Source organism: Microbacter sp. GSS18 (assembly GCA_029319145.1).
GTDB lineage: Bacteria > Actinomycetota > Actinomycetes > Actinomycetales > Microbacteriaceae > Microbacterium.
Genome location: CP119753.1, coordinates 3,807,309 through 3,823,397 on the forward strand (window position 1 = coordinate 3,807,309; position 16,089 = coordinate 3,823,397).

Here is a 16,089-nt window from a genome sequence, read left to right on the forward strand (position 1 = left end):
GCCGTCACCCGGCGGCGAGCAGCGCGTGGCAGCGCGCGATGCGCTCTCGCCACCATCGGGTGCGCTCCGGGGTCGCCGCGAACTCGTCAAGCAGGGCGGCGTCCGCGGCCACCCGCCGAGCCGGCACGGCGCCGTCGACGGGAACGAGCGGGTCCGCGGCGACGTCGCCGCTCAGCAGCGATCCGGTGCCGAGCCCGCAGTCGTAGGGAAGGTCGGGGAGGGATGCGGCGAGCATCGCGCCCATCGACAGCCCGACCGACGTGTCGAGCGCGCTGGAGACGACGGCCGGCAGCCCGGCCTCGGCCACGATGTCGAGCGCGCGCCGTGCGCCGCCGAGCGGCTGCGCCTTGATCACGATCAGGTCGGCGGCGCCCGCGCGTGCGACCGCGAGGGGGTCGGATGCCTTGCGCACGCTCTCGTCAGCGGCGATCGGGATCCCCATGTACTTCACGCGACGGCGCAGCTCGACGAGCTCGTCGACGCTCCCGCACGGCTGCTCGACGTACTCGAGGTCGAACTCGGCCAGCGCGTGCACCGCGTGCTCGGCCTCGTCGATGTTCCAGGCCCCGTTCGCGTCGATGCGCACGCGGCCCTCGGGTCCCATGGCCTCGCGCACGGCCCGAACGCGCGCGACATCGTCGGCGAGCGTCTGCCCCCGCTCGGCGACCTTGACCTTGGCCGTGCGGCATCCGTCGAAGCGTGCGAGGACGTCCGGCACCGCCGTGGCGGCCACGGCCGGCACGGTCGCGTTGACGGGGATCCGGTCGCGGATCGCAGCGGGCTGCGTGGTCCAGCCGAAGTCGATCGCGGCCGCGAGCCAGGTCGACGCTTCGGTGTCGTCGTACTCGAGGAAGGGTGAGAACTCGGTCCACCCCTCGGGCCCCTCGAGGAGGGCGGCCTCGCGCACCTCGACGCCGCGGAAGCGGACGGCGAGCGGCAGGGCGACGATCCTCGTCGACGACAGCAGCTCGTCGAGAGGGGGAAGCGGCGGTGCGGGGTCGGGGCTCACGTCTCCATCATGTCGTGTGCTGGTCGTACGTGGTGGTGCCCTTGCCAATACTGTGTGTCACACAGTACAGTGTGAGTTATGAGTGAGACCGAGGCCCTCGAGACGCACCTGCAGGAACTGCGGCGCGGCACGGTCGTGCTCGCCTGCCTGCGGCTGCTCGAGACGCCCGGCTACGGCTACGGACTGCTCGAGGACCTGCAGGCGCGGGGGTTCGACACCGACGCCAACACGCTGTACCCCCTGCTGCGCCGTCTCGAGAAGCAGGGCCATCTCACGAGCGAGTGGAACACCGGCGAGGCCCGGCCCCGCAAGTTCTACCGCACCAGCCCCGCCGGCATCCGGCTGGCGGAGGCCCTCACCCAAGACTTCCAACGCATCGCCACCGCGATCGACACCCTTCCCCACGGGAGCTGAGATGACCGAGACCACCCTGACCGAGCGATACATCGCCGCCGCGATGCGCACCGTTCCCGAGGCGCAGCGCCGCGACCTCGCGACCGAGCTGCGCGGCTCGATCGACGACCAGATCGATGCCCGCGTCGAAGCCGGCGAGGAGCGGGCGGATGCCGAGCGCGCCGTCCTGACCGAACTCGGCGATCCCGACAAGCTGGCGGCCGGGTACACCGGGCGAGCGCTTCACCTGATCGGCCCGAAGTACTTCCTCGACTGGCTGCGGCTGGTCAAGCTGCTGCTGTGGATCGCCGTTCCCGCGGTCGCCTTCGCTCTCGCGCTGGCGCAGGCCATCGGCGGAGCGAGCCTCGGCGAGATCGTCGGGTCGGCCATCGGCGCGGCGATCAGCGTCGCGGTCAACGTGCTGTTCTGGGTCACGCTCGTGTTCGCGATCATGGAGCGTAATGGGGCCAAGACGCTGTCCGATCGCTGGACGCCCGACGACCTTCCCGAGCCGCGTCAGCGCGGAGCGGGCGTCGGCGACGTCGTCGGCGCGTTCATCGGGCTGCTCGCCGCCGCCGCGGCACTGATGTGGGACCACTTCATCGGGTTCGTTCCGGGCATGGACGTCTCGTTCTTCTCCGAGAGCCTGTGGCCGGTCGGTGTGACGTACGCGCTGCTCATCCTCGCCGCCGACGCCATCCTGCTGATCGTCGTCCACGCCGCGCGCCGCTGGACACCCGCGCTCGCCATCGTCAGCGCGCTGCTGACGGTCGCCCTGGCGGGGCCCGCGATCTGGCTGCTCGCGAACGGGCAGCTGCTCAACCCCGAGTTCTTCCCGACGATCCTGCCCTCCGGCGGCGACGACGTGCAGGGCATCATGACCGTCATCATCGGCTTCGCCATCGCCGGCAGCGCGATCTGGGGGATCATCGACACGTTCCGCAAGGCCTTCGCCCGCCCGATCTGAACGGCCCGCGCACGTCGGGGGCGTCCCTAGGCTGGATCGCATGCTTCTGGACACCCCCGTGCGCCTCGGCGTGCAGCTGCCGCCCCAGCACGTCACCTACCCGCAGATCCGCGACGCCGTCCTCCGCCTCGAGGACATGGGCGTGGACATCCTGTTCAACTGGGACCACTTCTATCCGCTCTCGGGCGACCCCGACGGGCTGCACTTCGAGGGCTGGACGATGCTCGCCGCGTGGGCCGAGCTGACCGAGCGGGTCGAGTTCGGCGCGCTCGTCAACTGCAACAGCTACCGCAACCCCGATCTGCAGGCCGACATGGCCCGCACGATCGACCACATCTCGGCGAAGGACGGCGGCACCGGGCGCTTCATCTTCGGCACCGGCTCGGGCTGGTTCGAGCGCGACTACGACGAGTACGGGTACGAGTTCGGCACCGCGGGATCGCGGCTCGACGATCTGGCCGAGGGCCTTCAGCGCATCGAGAAGCGATGGGACGTGCTCAATCCCGCTCCCACGCGCGACATCCCGATCCTGATCGGCGGCGCCGGCGAGCAGAAGACCTTGCGCCTCGTCGCGCGCCACGCCGACATCTGGCACAGCTTCGTGAGGCCCGAGGGGCTTGCGCACAAGCTCGACGTCATCGAGCGGTGGGCCGAGAAGGAGGGGCGCGACACGTCGGACCTCATCGTCTCCAACGAGCTGCAGAGGCGCGGCGTGGATGCCGCAGAAGCGCTCTTCGACGGCGGCACGCGCCTGTTCACGCTCGGCTTCCCCGGACCCGACTTCGACTTCGACGTCGTGCAGGGCTGGCTGGACTGGCGCGACGCCAAGAACGCCGGCTGACGTTCCGTTCTCGACCTGCCCGAGCCGATCGTCGATCCCGGCCTCCCCGACGGATGGACGACCCCGGTTCGCGGGGGCGACGACGTTATCCACAGTTCCCCGTCGACCGGCATGCGGGCGATGGGTGCGCCTATCATGTCGTCATGAGCATGGACCCCGTCCTGAGCCACGGCGGTCCGACGGGCCCCGGGGCCACGGCGCATCCGAAGAACCACGGCAGCGCGAGCGACGACTTCGCGGTTCGCCCGCGCCGCGGAACGCCCGACCACCGGCGCTGGATGGTGACGGCGATCCTGCTCGGCGGGCTGCCCGTGGTGACCCTCCTGGTCGGGGTCGGCTCCATGAGCGCGTACGACGTGTACTTCGCGGGCGGCGACCCGCTGTGGAGTCAGATCGGAAGCGTGCTCGGGTTCCTCCAGATCCTCCTCGCGGTCGTGGCGTTCCTCGCCCTCCTGGGCCCCCGTACCCGGGTCACCGGCATCGCGACCCTGGTTCTGGCGGCCATCTTCAATTCGTGGACGATGGCGCTCCTGCCGCTCGTGTTCCTCGGCGGGCGCTGATGAGCACCATGACGCAGACGCCGCCGCAGACCCACGACGAGCATTCCGCGGCTCCTGCCCCGATGCGCGCGCGCACGCTGCTGTCGGCCGCGATCGTGATCGGTGCACTGTCGGTCGTCGCCCTGGCCCTCGATGCCGGCTGGGTCGTGGGGGTCATCCTGACCCTCGCCGCTCTCGCCGTGATCGTCGTCGGCCCGTTCATCGCGATGCGGCGCCGCTCTCTCGTCGTGGCACCGCTCGCCATCGCGCTCGTCTCGCTGCTGAACCCCGTGATCCTCGGCGCTGTGTCGGCGCACGTGACGAATCTGATCGGCGTCGTGACCCTGCAGCGCGGAATCGTGCTGTGGGGCGCCTACCCCGGCATCGCCGGGTGGGATGCCCCCGACGAACTGACCGTGGTCGACCCGGGCGCGCTCGCCCGGCAGACCCAGGACGTCACGCGCGGCGTCGTCGACGAGCTCTCGAGCGCGTACGGCTGGTCGTGGTCGATCGGCGACTCGGTGGGCGGCACGCGATCCATCGCGAACGGCTTCGGCGGGCAATCGGTGTTCGTGCGGGTCGACTCCGCGCGCTGGACGACGGCCGACTTCGACGGGTCGCAGGAACAGGCGGACGCGCTGCTGACCGCGATGCAGACCGCGGCGGGCGAGCTGGGCCTGACGACCGTCGGCGACGCGATCGACGCGGAGTCGGGAGGCGAAGCCACGTGGTCAGATGGTCGGGGCGGCATCCTGACCCTCGCGTACGACGGCTCGGAGGCGTCGTTCTGGTACACAGGGGGCCCGTTCTCGACGGTCTCGACCGAGGAGTACGCCGCTCTGCTCGAGCCCTACGCGGGCCTGGATCAGCCCGACCCGATCGTCGAGCCCGATCTGCCCTGACCGCGGGCCGTCGCCGCACTCCGGCATCCCGTTCGGCTCGTCTCGCGTGGCTTGCGTATGCAACCGCCGACACGAGACGAGCTTCACGAGCGGAGCGTATGCGCTCGGTCACTGCATATGCACCGGACGGGACTCGCGCGGCATCTGGCATCGGAGGATGCCCGACCGCGACCACATCGTGCGCTGGGCTTTCCGCAAGCGCCACCAGGACCGGGACGAGGTGCCGCCGCTCGAGGCGCGTCATCCCGACCTCGTCGTGGTGCGCCTGCGGACTCCGGCGCAGGTCGAGCGGTGGGTCGACGGTCCGCTGCGGGACGCCCTCGCCGCCCGCTGAGACGACGGGCTCAGCGGTATTCGGGATTGGCCGCGTCGAAGCCGAAGTGCTCGCCCCGATCCCAGGCCTTGCGCACGTTTCCCCATGCCGGCAGGCCTCCGGCGTCCTTGAGCATGCGCGCGGTGTGCAGCAGGTTCCACGTCATGAACGTGGTGTTGCGGTTGGTGAAGTCGCTCTCGGGACCGCCCGACCCGGGATCGAGGTAGCTCGGGCCCGGACCGATGGCCCCGATCCACCCGGCGTCGGCGTTCGGCGGGATCATGAACCCGATGTGCTGGAGGGCGTAGAGGATCGAGCTCGAGGCGTGCTTGACGCCGTCTTCGTTGCCGGTGATGATCGCGCCGCCGGTCTTGCCGTAGTAGATGTACTGGCCGTCGTCGTTGAGCAGTCCGCTCATCGAGTACAGGCGCTCGATGATCTTGCGGGTCTGCGATGAGTTGTCGCCGAGCCACAGCGGTCCGCCGACGACGAGGATGTCGGCCGCGGCGATCCTCGGCCAGATCTCGTCCGGCCAGGCATCCGTCTTCCAGCCGTGCTCGCGCATGTCGGGATAGACCCCCGACGCGACATCGTGGTCGACGAAGCGGATGCCGTCGACGGCGACGCCCTGCGACCGCATCAGGTCCATGCTGTGGTCCATCAGGCCCTGGGTATGGCTCAGCTCAGGGCTCGGCTTCAACGTGCCGTTGATGAAGACGGCCCTCAGGTCGTCGTATGCGGCGGGTGCGCCATCGAGTCCGCTCATGGCGCGACTCTACGCCCGTGCGTCCCGCCGCGGCATGACGAAGCGGTGACGGCGGATGCCGGTCCTGCCCGCATCCGTGAGGCGCCGTGGAGGCCGGGCGCTCGTGCGGTAGCGTCGGTCGCGGCCGACGGCGCCCGACCACTGCATGCGCCGGGGCGACGAGGAGGTGGCCATGTCCGCGTCTCCTGCCACGGAGCCGGCGACGACCGACGCGCGGGGTCTGCGCGGATTCGTCCGCAGGAACCGCGACGACCTGTGGCTCGAGCTGATCGGCGGCGTCATCCTCGCCCTCGTCGTGTCGTTGGTGATGTTCGCGATCGACCAGGCGAGTTCGGATTCGCGCGAAGCCCATGCCGAGTCCCTGTCGAACTCGATCTTCGTGCGCGAGGCCGTCATGGGCGGAAACGACCTGCTGCCGTTCTCGGCGCTGAACCTGCAAGGCGCGCAGCTGAGCGGGTTGGAGCTCGCCGGAGCCGACTTCTCGGATGCCGATCTGCGCGACGCCGAGCTCAAGCGCAGCGACCTGACCGGCGCGAATCTCGTCGAAGCCGACCTGGCCGGTGCCGACCTCGCCGGCGCGGTGCTCGCGGGCGCGGACCTCACCGAGGCCCGCATGGACGGCACGGAGGTCAGCGGCGTCGACTTCACCGGCGCGACGCTCACCGACGCGGACCTGACGCTCGCGTTCTACGTCGCCGGCGAGCCGCCGGTGGGGCTGGCCGACATCGGTCTGTTGCGGGTCGCCCCGGCATCCGACACCGACGACTGAGAGCCCGTCGCGGGCGCCGCCGGCACCGGCTTCGCCCGCAGGGCAGCGGCGGGCGCACGAAGCCCCGGCGGATGACGCCGTGCGGCGACGGGCCGCGCGTAGGCTGACCTGGTGAGCGTTTCCGAGTTGTTCGACCCGAGTGAGTGGACGCCGGCGCCCGGCGCCGAGGAGTACACCGACATCACGGCCCACGTGTCGACCGACGGGCGCATCGCCCGCATCGCGTTCGACCGGCCCGCGGTGCGCAACGCCTTCCGCCCGCACACGGTCGACGAGCTGTACCGCGCGCTCGACATCGCCCGGCAGGACCCGAAGGTCGGCGTGGTGCTCCTCACCGGCAACGGCCCGAGCCCCAAGGACGGCGGGTGGGCCTTCTGCTCCGGCGGCGACCAGCGCATCCGCGGTCGCGACGGCTACAAGTACTCCGAGGACGAGTCCGCCGTCCACGACCCGGCCCGTGCCGGGCGCCTGCACATCCTCGAGGTGCAGCGGCTCATCCGCTTCATGCCCAAGGTCGTCATCGCGGTGATCCCGGGCTGGGCGGCCGGCGGCGGACACTCGCTGCACGTCGTGTGCGACATGTCGATCGCGTCGGCCGAGCACGGCCGGTTCAAGCAGACGGATGCCGACGTCGGATCGTTCGACGCCGGCTACGGCTCGGCGTACTTCGCCCGCCAGATCGGGCAGAAGTTCGCTCGCGAGGTGTTCTTCCTCGCCGAGGAGTACTCCGCCCAGCGCGCCTACGAGATGGGCGCTGTCAACCGCGTCGTGCCGCACGCCGACCTCGAGCGCGAGGCCGTCGCGATGGCCCGCACGATCCTCACCAAGTCGCCCACCGCCATCCGCATGCTCAAGTTCGCCTTCAACGCCGTCGACGACGGGATGGTCGGCCAGCAGGTGTTCGCCGGCGAGGCCACGCGCCTCGCCTACGGCACGGATGAGGCCGTCGAGGGGCGCGACGCGTTCCTGCAGAAGCGCGACCCCGACTGGTCGCCCTACCCGTGGCACTTCTGAGCCCGTGAAACTCGAGCCGATCACCGCCGACGATCCCCGCGAGATCACCGCACGCCTGCGCGATGCGCTGGACGGCACGGGCCCCGCGCTGGGACTCGGGCTGGTGCGTCCCCGGGCCGTCGAGGCGCCGCACGGCACGGCCGTCGTCGTGACGACCTCCGGCTCGACCGGCATCCCCAAGAGCGTCGTCCTGAGCGCCGACGCGCTCACCGCGAGCGCGCACGCGACCGCGGCGCGCGTGGGCGAGGGGTCGTGGCTGCTGGCTCTGCCGGCGGGCTATGTCGCCGGCCTGCAGGTTCTGGTGCGCTCGATCCTCGCCGGGCGCGAGCCGACGGTGCTCGAGGACGCCTTCACCCCCGAGCGGTTCGCCGACGCCGCGCTGATGATGGTGCGCGGCCCGTTGGGCGGCTCGACGGCGACCTACACCTCGCTCGTCCCCGCGCAGCTGACCCGGCTGCTGGATGCGGCCGAGGACGACCGCGCGGTGCTGGCGGCGCTGCGCTCGTTCGAGCAGATCCTCGTCGGCGGACAGGCGCTGCCGCCCGCGACGCTCGAGCGCGCTCAGGATGCCGGGGTGCGGGTCGTGCGGACGTATGGCTCGAGCGAGACCAGCGGCGGATGCGTGTACGACGGTGTCGCCCTCGACGGCGTCGACGTCGCCATCGCCGGCGGCGAGGTGCGCATCGCCGGCCCCACGCTCGCGACCGGCTATCTGGGCGACCCCGAGCTCACGGATGCCGTCTTCGTGCGCGACGCCGACGGTACGCGGTGGTACCGCACGGGCGACGCCGGCATCCTCGAGGACGGCGTGCTGCGCGTGCGCGGACGGCTCGACAACGTCATCGTCTCGGGCGGCATCAACATCTCGCTGGATCGTGTCGAGCACGTCGTCCGCACGATTCCCGGGCTCTCGGGCGCGGTCGTCGTGGGCGTCCCCGACCAGAGATGGGGCGAGGCATCCGTCATCGTCGCCGCCCGCGGCGAGGCGCTGCGACGGCCCGAGGCGACGCAGCTCGAAGAGGCGCGAACAGCGGTAGGCCGCACGGTGGGGGCGCACGCGCGGCCCGCGCGGCTCGTGCTCGTCGACGCGCTGGCGACGCTGCCCTCGGGAAAGCCCGACCGGGAGTCCATACGCCGGGCCGTCGCCGCTCTGCGCTGAGCCGGAGATCCCTCCGCCTAGGGCGGGGGAGCGTCGGGCTCTAGGATGTGCACTCGTGGCAACATCCAGCAAGAAGCGCAAGAAGTCGACTCCGAAGCGTCGCACGCCGCGGGGCAACCCGCAGAAGCCCCAGCAGTCCGCGAGCCCGCGCTCGGTCGCGCCCGCGACCTTCGGGGACTGGGTCGGCGCGGCGCGCCTGCGCACGCTTCCGCTCGCGGTGACGCCGATCCTCATCGGCACGGGCGCGGCGATGATCGTCACCGATGTCATGCACTGGGTCATCGCGCTGGCCTGCCTCGTCGTCGCCGTGGCGCTGCAGATCGGCGTGAACTACGCCAACGACTACAGCGACGGCGTGCGCGGAACCGACGACCACCGCGTGGGCCCGGCGCGCCTCACCGCTTCGCGCAAGGCCAAGCCCCGCACGGTGCTCATCGTCGCGTTCGCGTTCTTCGGGCTCGCAGCGCTCGCGGGGCTGGCGATCACGATCCGCACGCAGCAGTGGTGGCTCATCGCGCTGGGCGCGGTCTGCATCGTCGCGGCGTGGTTCTACACCGGGGGCAAGCGCCCGTACGGCTACGCCGCTCTCGGCGAGGTGTTCGTGTTCGTCTTCTTCGGGCTGGTCGCGACCCTCGGCACGACGTGGGTGCAGGCGTTCGCGCTGCCGCAGGAGGCCTGGTTCGGCGCGGTCGGCGCGGGACTCATCGCGTGCGCGGTGCTGCTGGCGAACAACCTGCGCGACATCTCCCAGGACCGTGAAGCGGGCAAGCGCACCCTGACGGTGCTGATCGGGCGCACCGCCACCCGCTGGCTGTTCTCGATCCTGCTGCTGGGGGCCTTCGCCATCGCCGCCTGGCTCGCGCTGTTCTACCCGATCGCGTGGCTGACCATGCTGGCGCTGCTCGCGGCGCTTCCCGCGATCCTGATCGTGTGGACCTACCGCAACCCGAACGAGCTGGTGGTCGCTCTGGGCCTGACGTCGCTGACGTCCGTGGCCTACGGCGCCTTCCTGTTCTGGGCCTTCATCGGCTGATCAGGAGTCGTCGCGCCGCTCCTCGGCGGGGGCGCTGTCCGCGGTCGCGGTCTGCGCGTCGGACTCCAACGCGTCGGCGGCGGCGTCCTCGTCGTCTTCGTCGCGCCGCGCCGCGCGGGCGGCCTCGCGACGCTCGGCCATACCCGCCGTCACCTCGTCGAGGGGGCGGCGCAGGAACAGCATCGACAGGCTCAGCCCGATCAGCGCGGCGAAGATCGCCGACAGCCAATACAGCTCGCGTCCGATCGGCAGCAGCATCAGGAGGCCGAACGGCACCAGGAAGGCCAGCAGCCGCAACGCCGAATACACCAGGACAGGACGGGCTTTCACCACACCATCGTAATCGGCGCGTCGGCGTCGGTTCGGTCACGACCGGGCCACCAGCTCGCGCGGATGCTTAGGATGGAGACGTGGCACGAGCGCTTGTGATCGGTGCCCTGGTGGCCGCGGCCTTCTGGGTGTACTCCATCGTGGACTGCGCCGTGCAGCATCCCACCCGTCATCGCGGCGTCGGCAAGCCGGCGTGGATCGCGATCGTGGTGCTGCTGCCGGTGATCGGCGGCATCCTGTGGTTCGTCGTGGGTCGGGCGCGCGCCTCGAAGCTGCAGGTGCCGCGCGCGCCGGACGACGACCCGGAGTTCCTGGGCACCATCGGCTCCATCAGCGACCAGGACGAGCGCATCCGTCGCCTGGAGGAGGAGCTCGCGCTCCTGGACGCCGAAGACGACTTCGGTCCGGACGGACCCGCGACGCCGCCGATCTCATCGGCGGGAACCGGCGCGGCCGAGCCGCCGACCAGATCGAACGATCCCGACGACGACGGCCGCGGTCAGCGCGGCGCGCACGGCTGAGCATGTCGGGCCGGTCGCCGGCGGCCGACGCCGCCGCGGCACTGCTGCGCCGTCTGGTCACCCAGGGCGTGCGCCATGTGGTGCTCAGTCCGGGGTCGCGCTCGCAGGCGCTCGCCCTCGTCGCCGCCGAGCTCGAGCGGCGCGGCGACATCGCCCTGCACGTGCGCGTCGACGAGCGCGTCGCCGGGTTCACGGCCCTCGGCATCGGTCGCGAGAGCGGCATGCCGGCCGCCGTGGTGTGCACGTCGGGCACCGCGGCGGCGAATCTGCTCCCCGCCGCGCTCGAGGCGCACCACGCCGGGGTTCCGCTGATCCTGCTGACCGCCGACCGCCCGCCCGAGCTGCGCGGCGTGGGAGCCAATCAGACCACGCGCCAGCCCGGGATGTTCTCCGCGGCGGCGCGGTTCGAGACCGACCTGCCGGTGCCCGATGAGGTCGATCCGATCGGCGACGCCGAGCAGACGGCCATGCTGCGCGACGTGGCCGATCAGGCGCTGGCCGCGGCGCTCGGCGCCGGCCTGTGGTCGGCGGGGCCGGTCCATCTGAACCTGCCCTATCGCGAGCCCCTCAGCGGTCCGCTGCCGGACTGGCCGGCCGACGGCGTGGCCGAGGCGGCACGGCCCCTGGGCTCTCCGCCCGACCTGGTCGAGCGCGACGAGCCCGAGCCCGGCGCTGCGTCCGGTGCGCTCTACCAGGGCGGAGGCGGCATCGGCCAGGCGGACGTGCCGCTCGCGCCTGCCGACGACCCCTTCGTGCTCGAGCGCGGCCCGCGGACGCTCGTCGTGGCGGGCGCGGATGCCGGCGGCGACGCCGAGACGCTGTCCCACCTGGGAGGCTGGCCCCTGGTCGCCGAGATCGTCAGCGGCGCGCGCTACGGACGCCTCGTCGTGCACGGCTATCGCGCGGCGCTCGCCGACCCGGACCTGGGCGGCCGCGTCGAGCGGGCCGTCGTCTTCGGGCATCCGACGCTGAGCCGCGAGGTCGCCGCGCTGCTGAGCCGGGACGACATCGAGGTGGTCGCGGTGCGCGGCCCCGGTGAGCCCCTCAATCTCAACGGTGCGACCGTGGCGGTGGACTCGCTCGCCGTGGCCGCCGGTCCGCCCGACCGGGCGTGGCTGGGCGCGTGGATGACGGCATCGCGTGCGGCGGCGGTCGACCTGTCGGCGCCCGCGCCGGATGCCGCCGGTCTCGCGTCGGCGGTCCCCGAGGAGCGGCTCGGGGCGATCGCGAGCGAGATGGCGGCGATACGCCAGACCGTCGACCGGAGGATGCTCGTCGACGCTGTGTGGCGGGCGACGTGGCCGCACGACCGGCTGGTGTTCGGGTCGTCGCGGCTCGTGCGCATCGCCGACGCCGTGCTGCCCGGCAAGAAGGTTCCCGTGCACGCCAATCGCGGTCTCGCGGGCATCGACGGCACGATCGCGACCGCGACGGGTGTGGCCGTGGCCAGCCAGGCCGCCGGATCGCCGGGGGTCACGCGTGTGCTGCTGGGAGACCTCGCCACCGTGCACGACGCCGGCGCCCTGGCGCTGCCCGAGCGCGAGCAGACGCCGCGCATGCAGGTCATCGTCGGCGACGACGGCGGGGGCACGATCTTCGACACCCTCGAGGTCGCCGACACCGTCGGCGCCGAGACGTTGGACCGTGTGATGTACACGCCGCAGCCGGTGGATTTCGCCGCGCTCGCGGCAGCCTACGGCTGGGAGCACCACGTGGTCACGACGCGCGCGGCACTGGATCAGCTGCTCACCTCGCCGGTCGCGGGCCGCCAGCTCATCGTCGTTCCCCTCGAGCGCTGACACATCGCACGCCCGCGCGCAAGCCTCGGTCGTTCGGGTGGGCGGTCACGTCAGGATGGCACCATGATCGCCAAGAGCCAGAAGAACTGGACCGACGACGTCGCCGAACTGCTGCGGGTGCGCGACGGCTTCGTGCTGTCGGGCGTGGACCCGCGCTCGACACCGGCGTACGACGGGGGCAAGGACGACGGAAAGGACGACCTGTCGTCCGGAGCTGCGGACTTCGAGGAGTACCAGGAGCGCCTGTTCGCCGCGAGCCAGTCCGAGACGACGAGCGGATCCGTGCTGCTGGTGCTGCAGGCGATGGACTCGGCAGGCAAGGGCGGGATCGTCCGCCACGTCGTCGGGGCCGGCAACCCGCAGGGGGTGGACGTCACCGCGTTCAAGAAGCCCACCGAGGAGGAGCTCGAGCACGACTTCCTGTGGCGCATCGCCAAGCACAGCCCGGGCCCGGGACGGATCGCGGTGTTCGACCGCTCCCACTACGAGGACGTGCTGGTGGCGAAGGTGCGCGAGCTCGCGGACCCCGACGAGATCGAGCGTCGCTATGACGCGATCAACGAGTTCGAGAAGACGCTCTTCGAGGCGGGGACCCGCATCGTCAAGGTCATGCTCCACATCTCGTACGAGGAGCAGCGGGACCGGCTGATGGCGCGCCTGGACCGCAGCGAGAAGCAGTGGAAGTTCAACCCGGGTGACGTCGACGAGCGGGTGCTGTGGCCCCACTACATGTCGGCCTACCAGACCGTCTTCGACCGGACATCGACGCCGTATGCGCCATGGCACGTCGTGCCCGCCGACCGCAAGTGGTACGCGCGCCTGGCCGTCCAGAACCTCCTGCTGCAGGCGCTCGACGACATCGACCCGCAGTGGCCGGATGCCGACTACGACATCGCCCAGGAGAGGGCGCGGCTCGCGGCATCCTGAGCGGCGAAGCGGCGGCGACACATCGAGACCCGCCGGCGCGGCGGAACCTCCCTCGGCTCAGCAGGTCTCGCCGCGATGGACGGATCCGACCGGACCGCTGATCACGCCGGTGTCGCCGTGGCGGGCTCGTGGTCGACGGCCCCCTCGTCATCGCGCCTCGCGCGCAGGGTCGCGGATGCCGCCAGTGCCACGGCGAGGAAGGCGGCGGCGGTGTACGCGGCGTACGAGCTGGCCGCGGTGAAGCTCTCGGCGGCGGCGTCTCCGGCGGCGGTGGTCGCGGGTGCGGCACGCAGTCCCGGGATCGCGGCGCCCGCGCTGCCGGTGACGGCCGTGACGACCGGGTCGCGCTCCGCCGCGGGCAGATCTCCCAGCCGGCTGTCGAGATCGGCCGCGAGGGAGGTGAACAGCACGGTGCCGAGGATCGCGACGCCGAGGGCCGAGCCGATCTGGCGGGCGGTGCTCTGCGTGCCCGAGGCCTGGCCGCTGTGGTCGACGGGGACGTCGGCGAGGACGACGTTCGTCACCTGGGAGCTGGCCAGGCCGATGCCCAGACCGTAGACGAACAGCAGCCCGGCGATGAGCCACGCGCCGGTGTCGACGCTCAGGACCAGGCCCAGGGCGAGCACGCCCGCGAGCTCGAGCGCCACGCCGAGGCGCAGCATGCCGACCGCGCTCATACGACGCGACAGGCCGCTGACCATGCCCGTCGCCAGGAACGAGCCCACGGCGAGCGAGACCAGCGCGAAGCCCGCCTGGAGCGCGTCGTAGCCGAGGACGTTCTGCATCCACATCGGCAGGACGAAGAGCAGCCCGAGTTCGCCGAGGCTGACGATCATGGCGACGAGGTTGCCGTTGCGGAAGCTCGTGAGCGAGAACAGGTGCAGCGGGAACAGGGTGGGCTTCCCCGCCCGGTCTCGGCGGCGCTCCCAGAGCAGGAAGCCGACCAGGGCGAGCAGCGCGAGCCCGAGCAGCACGGGCGTCGGCGAGAGGGCCCACGGCCACGTCCAGTCGCCGATCGTGACGCGCTCGTTCACCGCGATCCAGCCCAGCGACCGGCCCTCGATCAGCGCGAAGACGAGCAGGCCCGCCGCCACGACCCCCAGCGCGGCTCCGACGGGATCGAACCGCTCCGGGCGCTCGGAGCGGGACTCCTCGATCGTGAACACCGCGGCGGCGAGCACGAGCAGTCCGAACGGCACGTTGACGCCGAAGGCCCAGCGCCACGAGAAGTCGGTGATGAGCCACCCGCCCAGGAGCGGACCGACGGCCGCCATGCCGCCGATGATCGAGCCCCAGACGGCGAACGCGATCGTCCGGTCACGGCCGCGGAAGCCCGCGTTGATGAGCGACATCGTCCCCGGCAGCACCATGGCGCCTCCGACGCCCTGCGCGACGCGGGCGGCGATCAGGGTGGCGCCGTCGGGTGCCAGCCCGGCGGCGACGGACGCCGCCGCGAAGACGCCGACGCCGATGAGCAGCAGGGCGCGGCGGCCGATCCGGTCGCCCAGGGTCCCGAAGGCGATCAGGAGCGCGGCGAACACGAGCGTGTAGGACTCCTGGATCCACTGCACCTGCGTGGACGAGACGCCCAGGTCGTCGACGATCGCGGGGATCGCGACGTTGACGACGGTGGTGTCCACGATGATCAGCGAGACGGCGATGCCGATGACGACGAGTCCGAGCCAGCGACGGAGAGAAGACATGCGGGTCATCATACCGACACCATGTCGGCAAAAGTCCACTCATGCCGGCATGGACCGCGTGGGAGGATGACGACATGCCCCGGATCAGCGAGCCGACGGTCGCCGAGCATCGTGCCGCCAAGCGCGCGGCGCTGCTCCGTGCGGCCGCCGAGCTCGTCGAGCACGAGGGTGTCGATGCCGTCAAGCCGGCCGCCGTGACGGCTCGCGCGGATCTGGCGCGCTCGAGCTTCTACGAGTACTTCTCCTCGCGCGAGGACATCCTCGTCGCGCTCACCGTCGAGGCCTTCGAGGAGTGGGGGCGCGACCTCGAAGCCGCGCTCGCCGACGTCGAACCCGGGCTCCCGCGCCTTCGGCGGTATGTCGAGGCGACGACCGAGATGAGCGCCGACGGCACGCATCATCTGGCCACTGTTCTGCAGCAGGCCGACATCTCGCCGCAGCGCATGGAGGACGTCATGGCGCTCCACGACGCCCTGCTGCTGCCCCTCATCGAGGTGCTCCGCGATGCCGGCGTCGAGGACCTGTACGCGACGGTGCCTCTCGTGAACGGCCTGCTCGGCGCGGCTGTGAAGTCCGTGTCCGAGGGCGCCGATCCGCAGTCGGTCGCCGCGGAGGCCTACCGGATCCTCACGAACGGCGTCCTCGCAGGCTGACGATTCGGTTTACCGACACCATGTCGGTATGATCTCCCGTCATGGAGATCTTCAAGTACGTCGTCCTCGGCATCCACATCATCGGAGTCGCGAGCCTGCTCGGCGGCGCCCTGGTCGAGATGACGTCCAAGCGCGACGGCGGCAAGCGCATCGTCCCGGCGATCATGCACGGCGCATGGACCATGCTCGTGACCGGCGTTCTGCTCGTGGGCCTGAACTACGCCGTCGGCGACCCCGTGAACAACGCCAAGATCACGGTCAAGCTCGGCGTTCTCGTCGCGATCATCGTGATCGCGCTGATCAACCGCAAGAAGGAGGCCCTCGCCGCCTGGGTGCTTCCCACCATCTCGCTGCTGACGGTGGTCAACATCTTCCTCGCCACCGTCTGGCGCTCCTACAGCTGACCTCCGCGCTTCGGCGCGATCCCCCTCAGACGCCCTCGTCGCGACCG

20 protein-coding genes are annotated in these 16,089 nt (G+C 71.4%); 15 read left to right on the plus strand and 5 right to left on the minus strand.

Features of this window, described 5'->3' with window-relative positions; genetic code table 11:
• Window positions 1-4: 4 nt before the first annotated feature.
• Entirely contained in the window at window positions 5-1,009 is a 1,005-nt protein-coding gene (locus P0L94_17645) for an o-succinylbenzoate synthase (protein WES64276.1), read from the minus strand.
• Between the two features lie 78 nt (window positions 1,010-1,087).
• Here P0L94_17645 and P0L94_17650 point away from each other — a divergent pair, with 78 nt between their 5' ends.
• From P0L94_17650 to P0L94_17675, 6 genes are all read left to right on the plus strand, one after another.
• Window positions 1,088-1,423 (plus strand): helix-turn-helix transcriptional regulator, encoded by a 336-nt coding sequence (locus P0L94_17650; protein ID WES64277.1) that lies wholly within the window; start codon window positions 1,088-1,090, stop codon window positions 1,421-1,423.
• Window position 1,424: 1 nt separating this feature from the next.
• Window positions 1,425-2,369, plus strand: a complete 945-nt coding sequence (locus P0L94_17655; protein WES64278.1) for a permease prefix domain 1-containing protein — start codon at window positions 1,425-1,427, stop codon at window positions 2,367-2,369.
• A gap of 40 nt (window positions 2,370-2,409) precedes the next feature.
• Complete coding sequence (locus P0L94_17660; GenBank protein WES64279.1) at window positions 2,410-3,210, plus strand: LLM class F420-dependent oxidoreductase; 801 nt, start codon at window positions 2,410-2,412, stop codon at window positions 3,208-3,210.
• Window positions 3,211-3,353: 143 nt separating this feature from the next.
• Window positions 3,354-3,770: a hypothetical protein gene (locus P0L94_17665; GenBank protein ID WES64280.1), complete on the plus strand. Its 417-nt coding sequence runs from the start codon at window positions 3,354-3,356 to the stop codon at window positions 3,768-3,770.
• Window positions 3,770-4,651, plus strand: a complete 882-nt coding sequence (locus P0L94_17670) for a hypothetical protein (protein WES64281.1) — start codon at window positions 3,770-3,772, stop codon at window positions 4,649-4,651. The genes P0L94_17665 and P0L94_17670 overlap by 1 nt, the downstream gene beginning before the upstream one ends.
• A 157-nt stretch (window positions 4,652-4,808) precedes the next feature.
• The gene (locus P0L94_17675; protein ID WES64282.1) at window positions 4,809-4,985 is read left to right on the plus strand and encodes a hypothetical protein; all 177 of its coding nucleotides are present in this window, start codon (window positions 4,809-4,811) and stop codon (window positions 4,983-4,985) included.
• A 10-nt stretch (window positions 4,986-4,995) separates the two neighbouring features.
• Here the strand turns inward: P0L94_17675 and P0L94_17680 are convergent, their stop codons facing one another.
• Window positions 4,996-5,730 carry an NAD(P)H-dependent oxidoreductase gene (locus P0L94_17680; protein WES64283.1) on the minus strand — a complete coding sequence of 245 codons (735 nt, stop codon included), beginning with the start codon at window positions 5,728-5,730 and terminating at the stop codon, window positions 4,996-4,998.
• Window positions 5,731-5,739: 9 nt separating this feature from the next.
• Entirely contained in the window at window positions 5,740-5,904 is a 165-nt protein-coding gene (locus P0L94_17685; GenBank protein ID WES64284.1) for a hypothetical protein, read from the minus strand.
• On the opposite strand from P0L94_17685, the gene P0L94_17690 reads away from it, so the two are divergent.
• The 4 genes from P0L94_17690 to P0L94_17705 all read left to right on the plus strand — a co-directional run bounded on the left by P0L94_17690 (window position 5,903) and on the right by P0L94_17705 (window position 9,705).
• Window positions 5,903-6,499, plus strand: a complete 597-nt coding sequence (locus tag P0L94_17690) for a pentapeptide repeat-containing protein (protein ID WES64285.1) — start codon at window positions 5,903-5,905, stop codon at window positions 6,497-6,499. The genes P0L94_17685 and P0L94_17690 overlap by 2 nt on opposite strands.
• A gap of 111 nt (window positions 6,500-6,610) precedes the next feature.
• Window positions 6,611-7,513, plus strand: a complete 903-nt coding sequence (locus P0L94_17695) for a 1,4-dihydroxy-2-naphthoyl-CoA synthase (protein ID WES64286.1) — start codon at window positions 6,611-6,613, stop codon at window positions 7,511-7,513.
• A 4-nt stretch (window positions 7,514-7,517) separates the two neighbouring features.
• Window positions 7,518-8,672: an AMP-binding protein gene (locus tag P0L94_17700; GenBank protein WES64287.1), complete on the plus strand. Its 1,155-nt coding sequence runs from the start codon at window positions 7,518-7,520 to the stop codon at window positions 8,670-8,672.
• Window positions 8,673-8,727: 55 nt separating this feature from the next.
• On the plus strand, window positions 8,728-9,705 hold the full coding sequence (locus tag P0L94_17705; GenBank protein ID WES64288.1) for a 1,4-dihydroxy-2-naphthoate polyprenyltransferase: 978 nt from the start codon (window positions 8,728-8,730) through the stop codon (window positions 9,703-9,705).
• On the opposite strand, the gene P0L94_17710 is transcribed toward P0L94_17705, so the two are convergent.
• On the minus strand, window positions 9,706-10,035 hold the full coding sequence (locus P0L94_17710) for a DUF4229 domain-containing protein (protein ID WES64289.1): 330 nt from the start codon (window positions 10,033-10,035) through the stop codon (window positions 9,706-9,708). It lies immediately after the preceding gene.
• 80 nt (window positions 10,036-10,115) lie between these two features.
• Between P0L94_17710 and P0L94_17715 the strand changes: the two genes are divergently transcribed.
• The 3 genes from P0L94_17715 to P0L94_17725 all read left to right on the plus strand — a co-directional run bounded on the left by P0L94_17715 (window position 10,116) and on the right by P0L94_17725 (window position 13,282).
• On the plus strand, window positions 10,116-10,556 hold the full coding sequence (locus P0L94_17715) for a PLD nuclease N-terminal domain-containing protein (GenBank protein WES64290.1): 441 nt from the start codon (window positions 10,116-10,118) through the stop codon (window positions 10,554-10,556).
• A 2-nt stretch (window positions 10,557-10,558) separates the two neighbouring features.
• Entirely contained in the window at window positions 10,559-12,355 is a 1,797-nt protein-coding gene (gene menD, locus P0L94_17720; GenBank protein ID WES64291.1) for a 2-succinyl-5-enolpyruvyl-6-hydroxy-3-cyclohexene-1-carboxylic-acid synthase, read from the plus strand.
• 63 nt (window positions 12,356-12,418) lie between these two features.
• Window positions 12,419-13,282 (plus strand): polyphosphate kinase 2 family protein, encoded by an 864-nt coding sequence (locus P0L94_17725; protein ID WES64292.1) that lies wholly within the window; start codon window positions 12,419-12,421, stop codon window positions 13,280-13,282.
• Window positions 13,283-13,383: 101 nt separating this feature from the next.
• Here the strand turns inward: P0L94_17725 and P0L94_17730 are convergent, their stop codons facing one another.
• Window positions 13,384-14,985 (minus strand): MFS transporter, encoded by a 1,602-nt coding sequence (locus P0L94_17730; GenBank protein ID WES64293.1) that lies wholly within the window; start codon window positions 14,983-14,985, stop codon window positions 13,384-13,386.
• A gap of 74 nt (window positions 14,986-15,059) precedes the next feature.
• Between P0L94_17730 and P0L94_17735 the strand changes: the two genes are divergently transcribed.
• The gene (locus tag P0L94_17735) at window positions 15,060-15,638 is read left to right on the plus strand and encodes a TetR/AcrR family transcriptional regulator (protein ID WES64294.1); all 579 of its coding nucleotides are present in this window, start codon (window positions 15,060-15,062) and stop codon (window positions 15,636-15,638) included.
• Window positions 15,639-15,679: 41 nt separating this feature from the next.
• Window positions 15,680-16,042, plus strand: a complete 363-nt coding sequence (locus tag P0L94_17740; protein WES64295.1) for a hypothetical protein — start codon at window positions 15,680-15,682, stop codon at window positions 16,040-16,042.
• The last annotated feature ends 47 nt before the right edge of the window (window positions 16,043-16,089 follow it).

Coding starts and splice junctions, on each gene's coding strand:
- P0L94_17650 (WES64277.1), top strand. CDS start 1,088: ATGAGTGAGACCGAGGCCCTCGAGACGCACCTGCAGGAACTGCGGCGC.
- P0L94_17655 (WES64278.1), top strand. CDS start 1,425: ATGACCGAGACCACCCTGACCGAGCGATACATCGCCGCCGCGATGCGC.
- P0L94_17660 (WES64279.1), top strand. CDS start 2,410: ATGCTTCTGGACACCCCCGTGCGCCTCGGCGTGCAGCTGCCGCCCCAG.
- P0L94_17665 (WES64280.1), top strand. CDS start 3,354: ATGAGCATGGACCCCGTCCTGAGCCACGGCGGTCCGACGGGCCCCGGG.
- P0L94_17670 (WES64281.1), top strand. CDS start 3,770: ATGAGCACCATGACGCAGACGCCGCCGCAGACCCACGACGAGCATTCC.
- P0L94_17675 (WES64282.1), top strand. CDS start 4,809: ATGCCCGACCGCGACCACATCGTGCGCTGGGCTTTCCGCAAGCGCCAC.
- P0L94_17680 (WES64283.1), bottom strand. CDS start 5,730: ATGAGCGGACTCGATGGCGCACCCGCCGCATACGACGACCTGAGGGCC.
- P0L94_17690 (WES64285.1), top strand. CDS start 5,903: ATGTCCGCGTCTCCTGCCACGGAGCCGGCGACGACCGACGCGCGGGGT.
- P0L94_17685 (WES64284.1), bottom strand. CDS start 5,904: ATGGCCACCTCCTCGTCGCCCCGGCGCATGCAGTGGTCGGGCGCCGTC.
- menD (WES64291.1), top strand. CDS start 10,559: ATGTCGGGCCGGTCGCCGGCGGCCGACGCCGCCGCGGCACTGCTGCGC.
- P0L94_17725 (WES64292.1), top strand. CDS start 12,419: ATGATCGCCAAGAGCCAGAAGAACTGGACCGACGACGTCGCCGAACTG.
- P0L94_17730 (WES64293.1), bottom strand. CDS start 14,985: ATGTCTTCTCTCCGTCGCTGGCTCGGACTCGTCGTCATCGGCATCGCC.
- P0L94_17735 (WES64294.1), top strand. CDS start 15,060: ATGCCCCGGATCAGCGAGCCGACGGTCGCCGAGCATCGTGCCGCCAAG.
- P0L94_17740 (WES64295.1), top strand. CDS start 15,680: ATGGAGATCTTCAAGTACGTCGTCCTCGGCATCCACATCATCGGAGTC.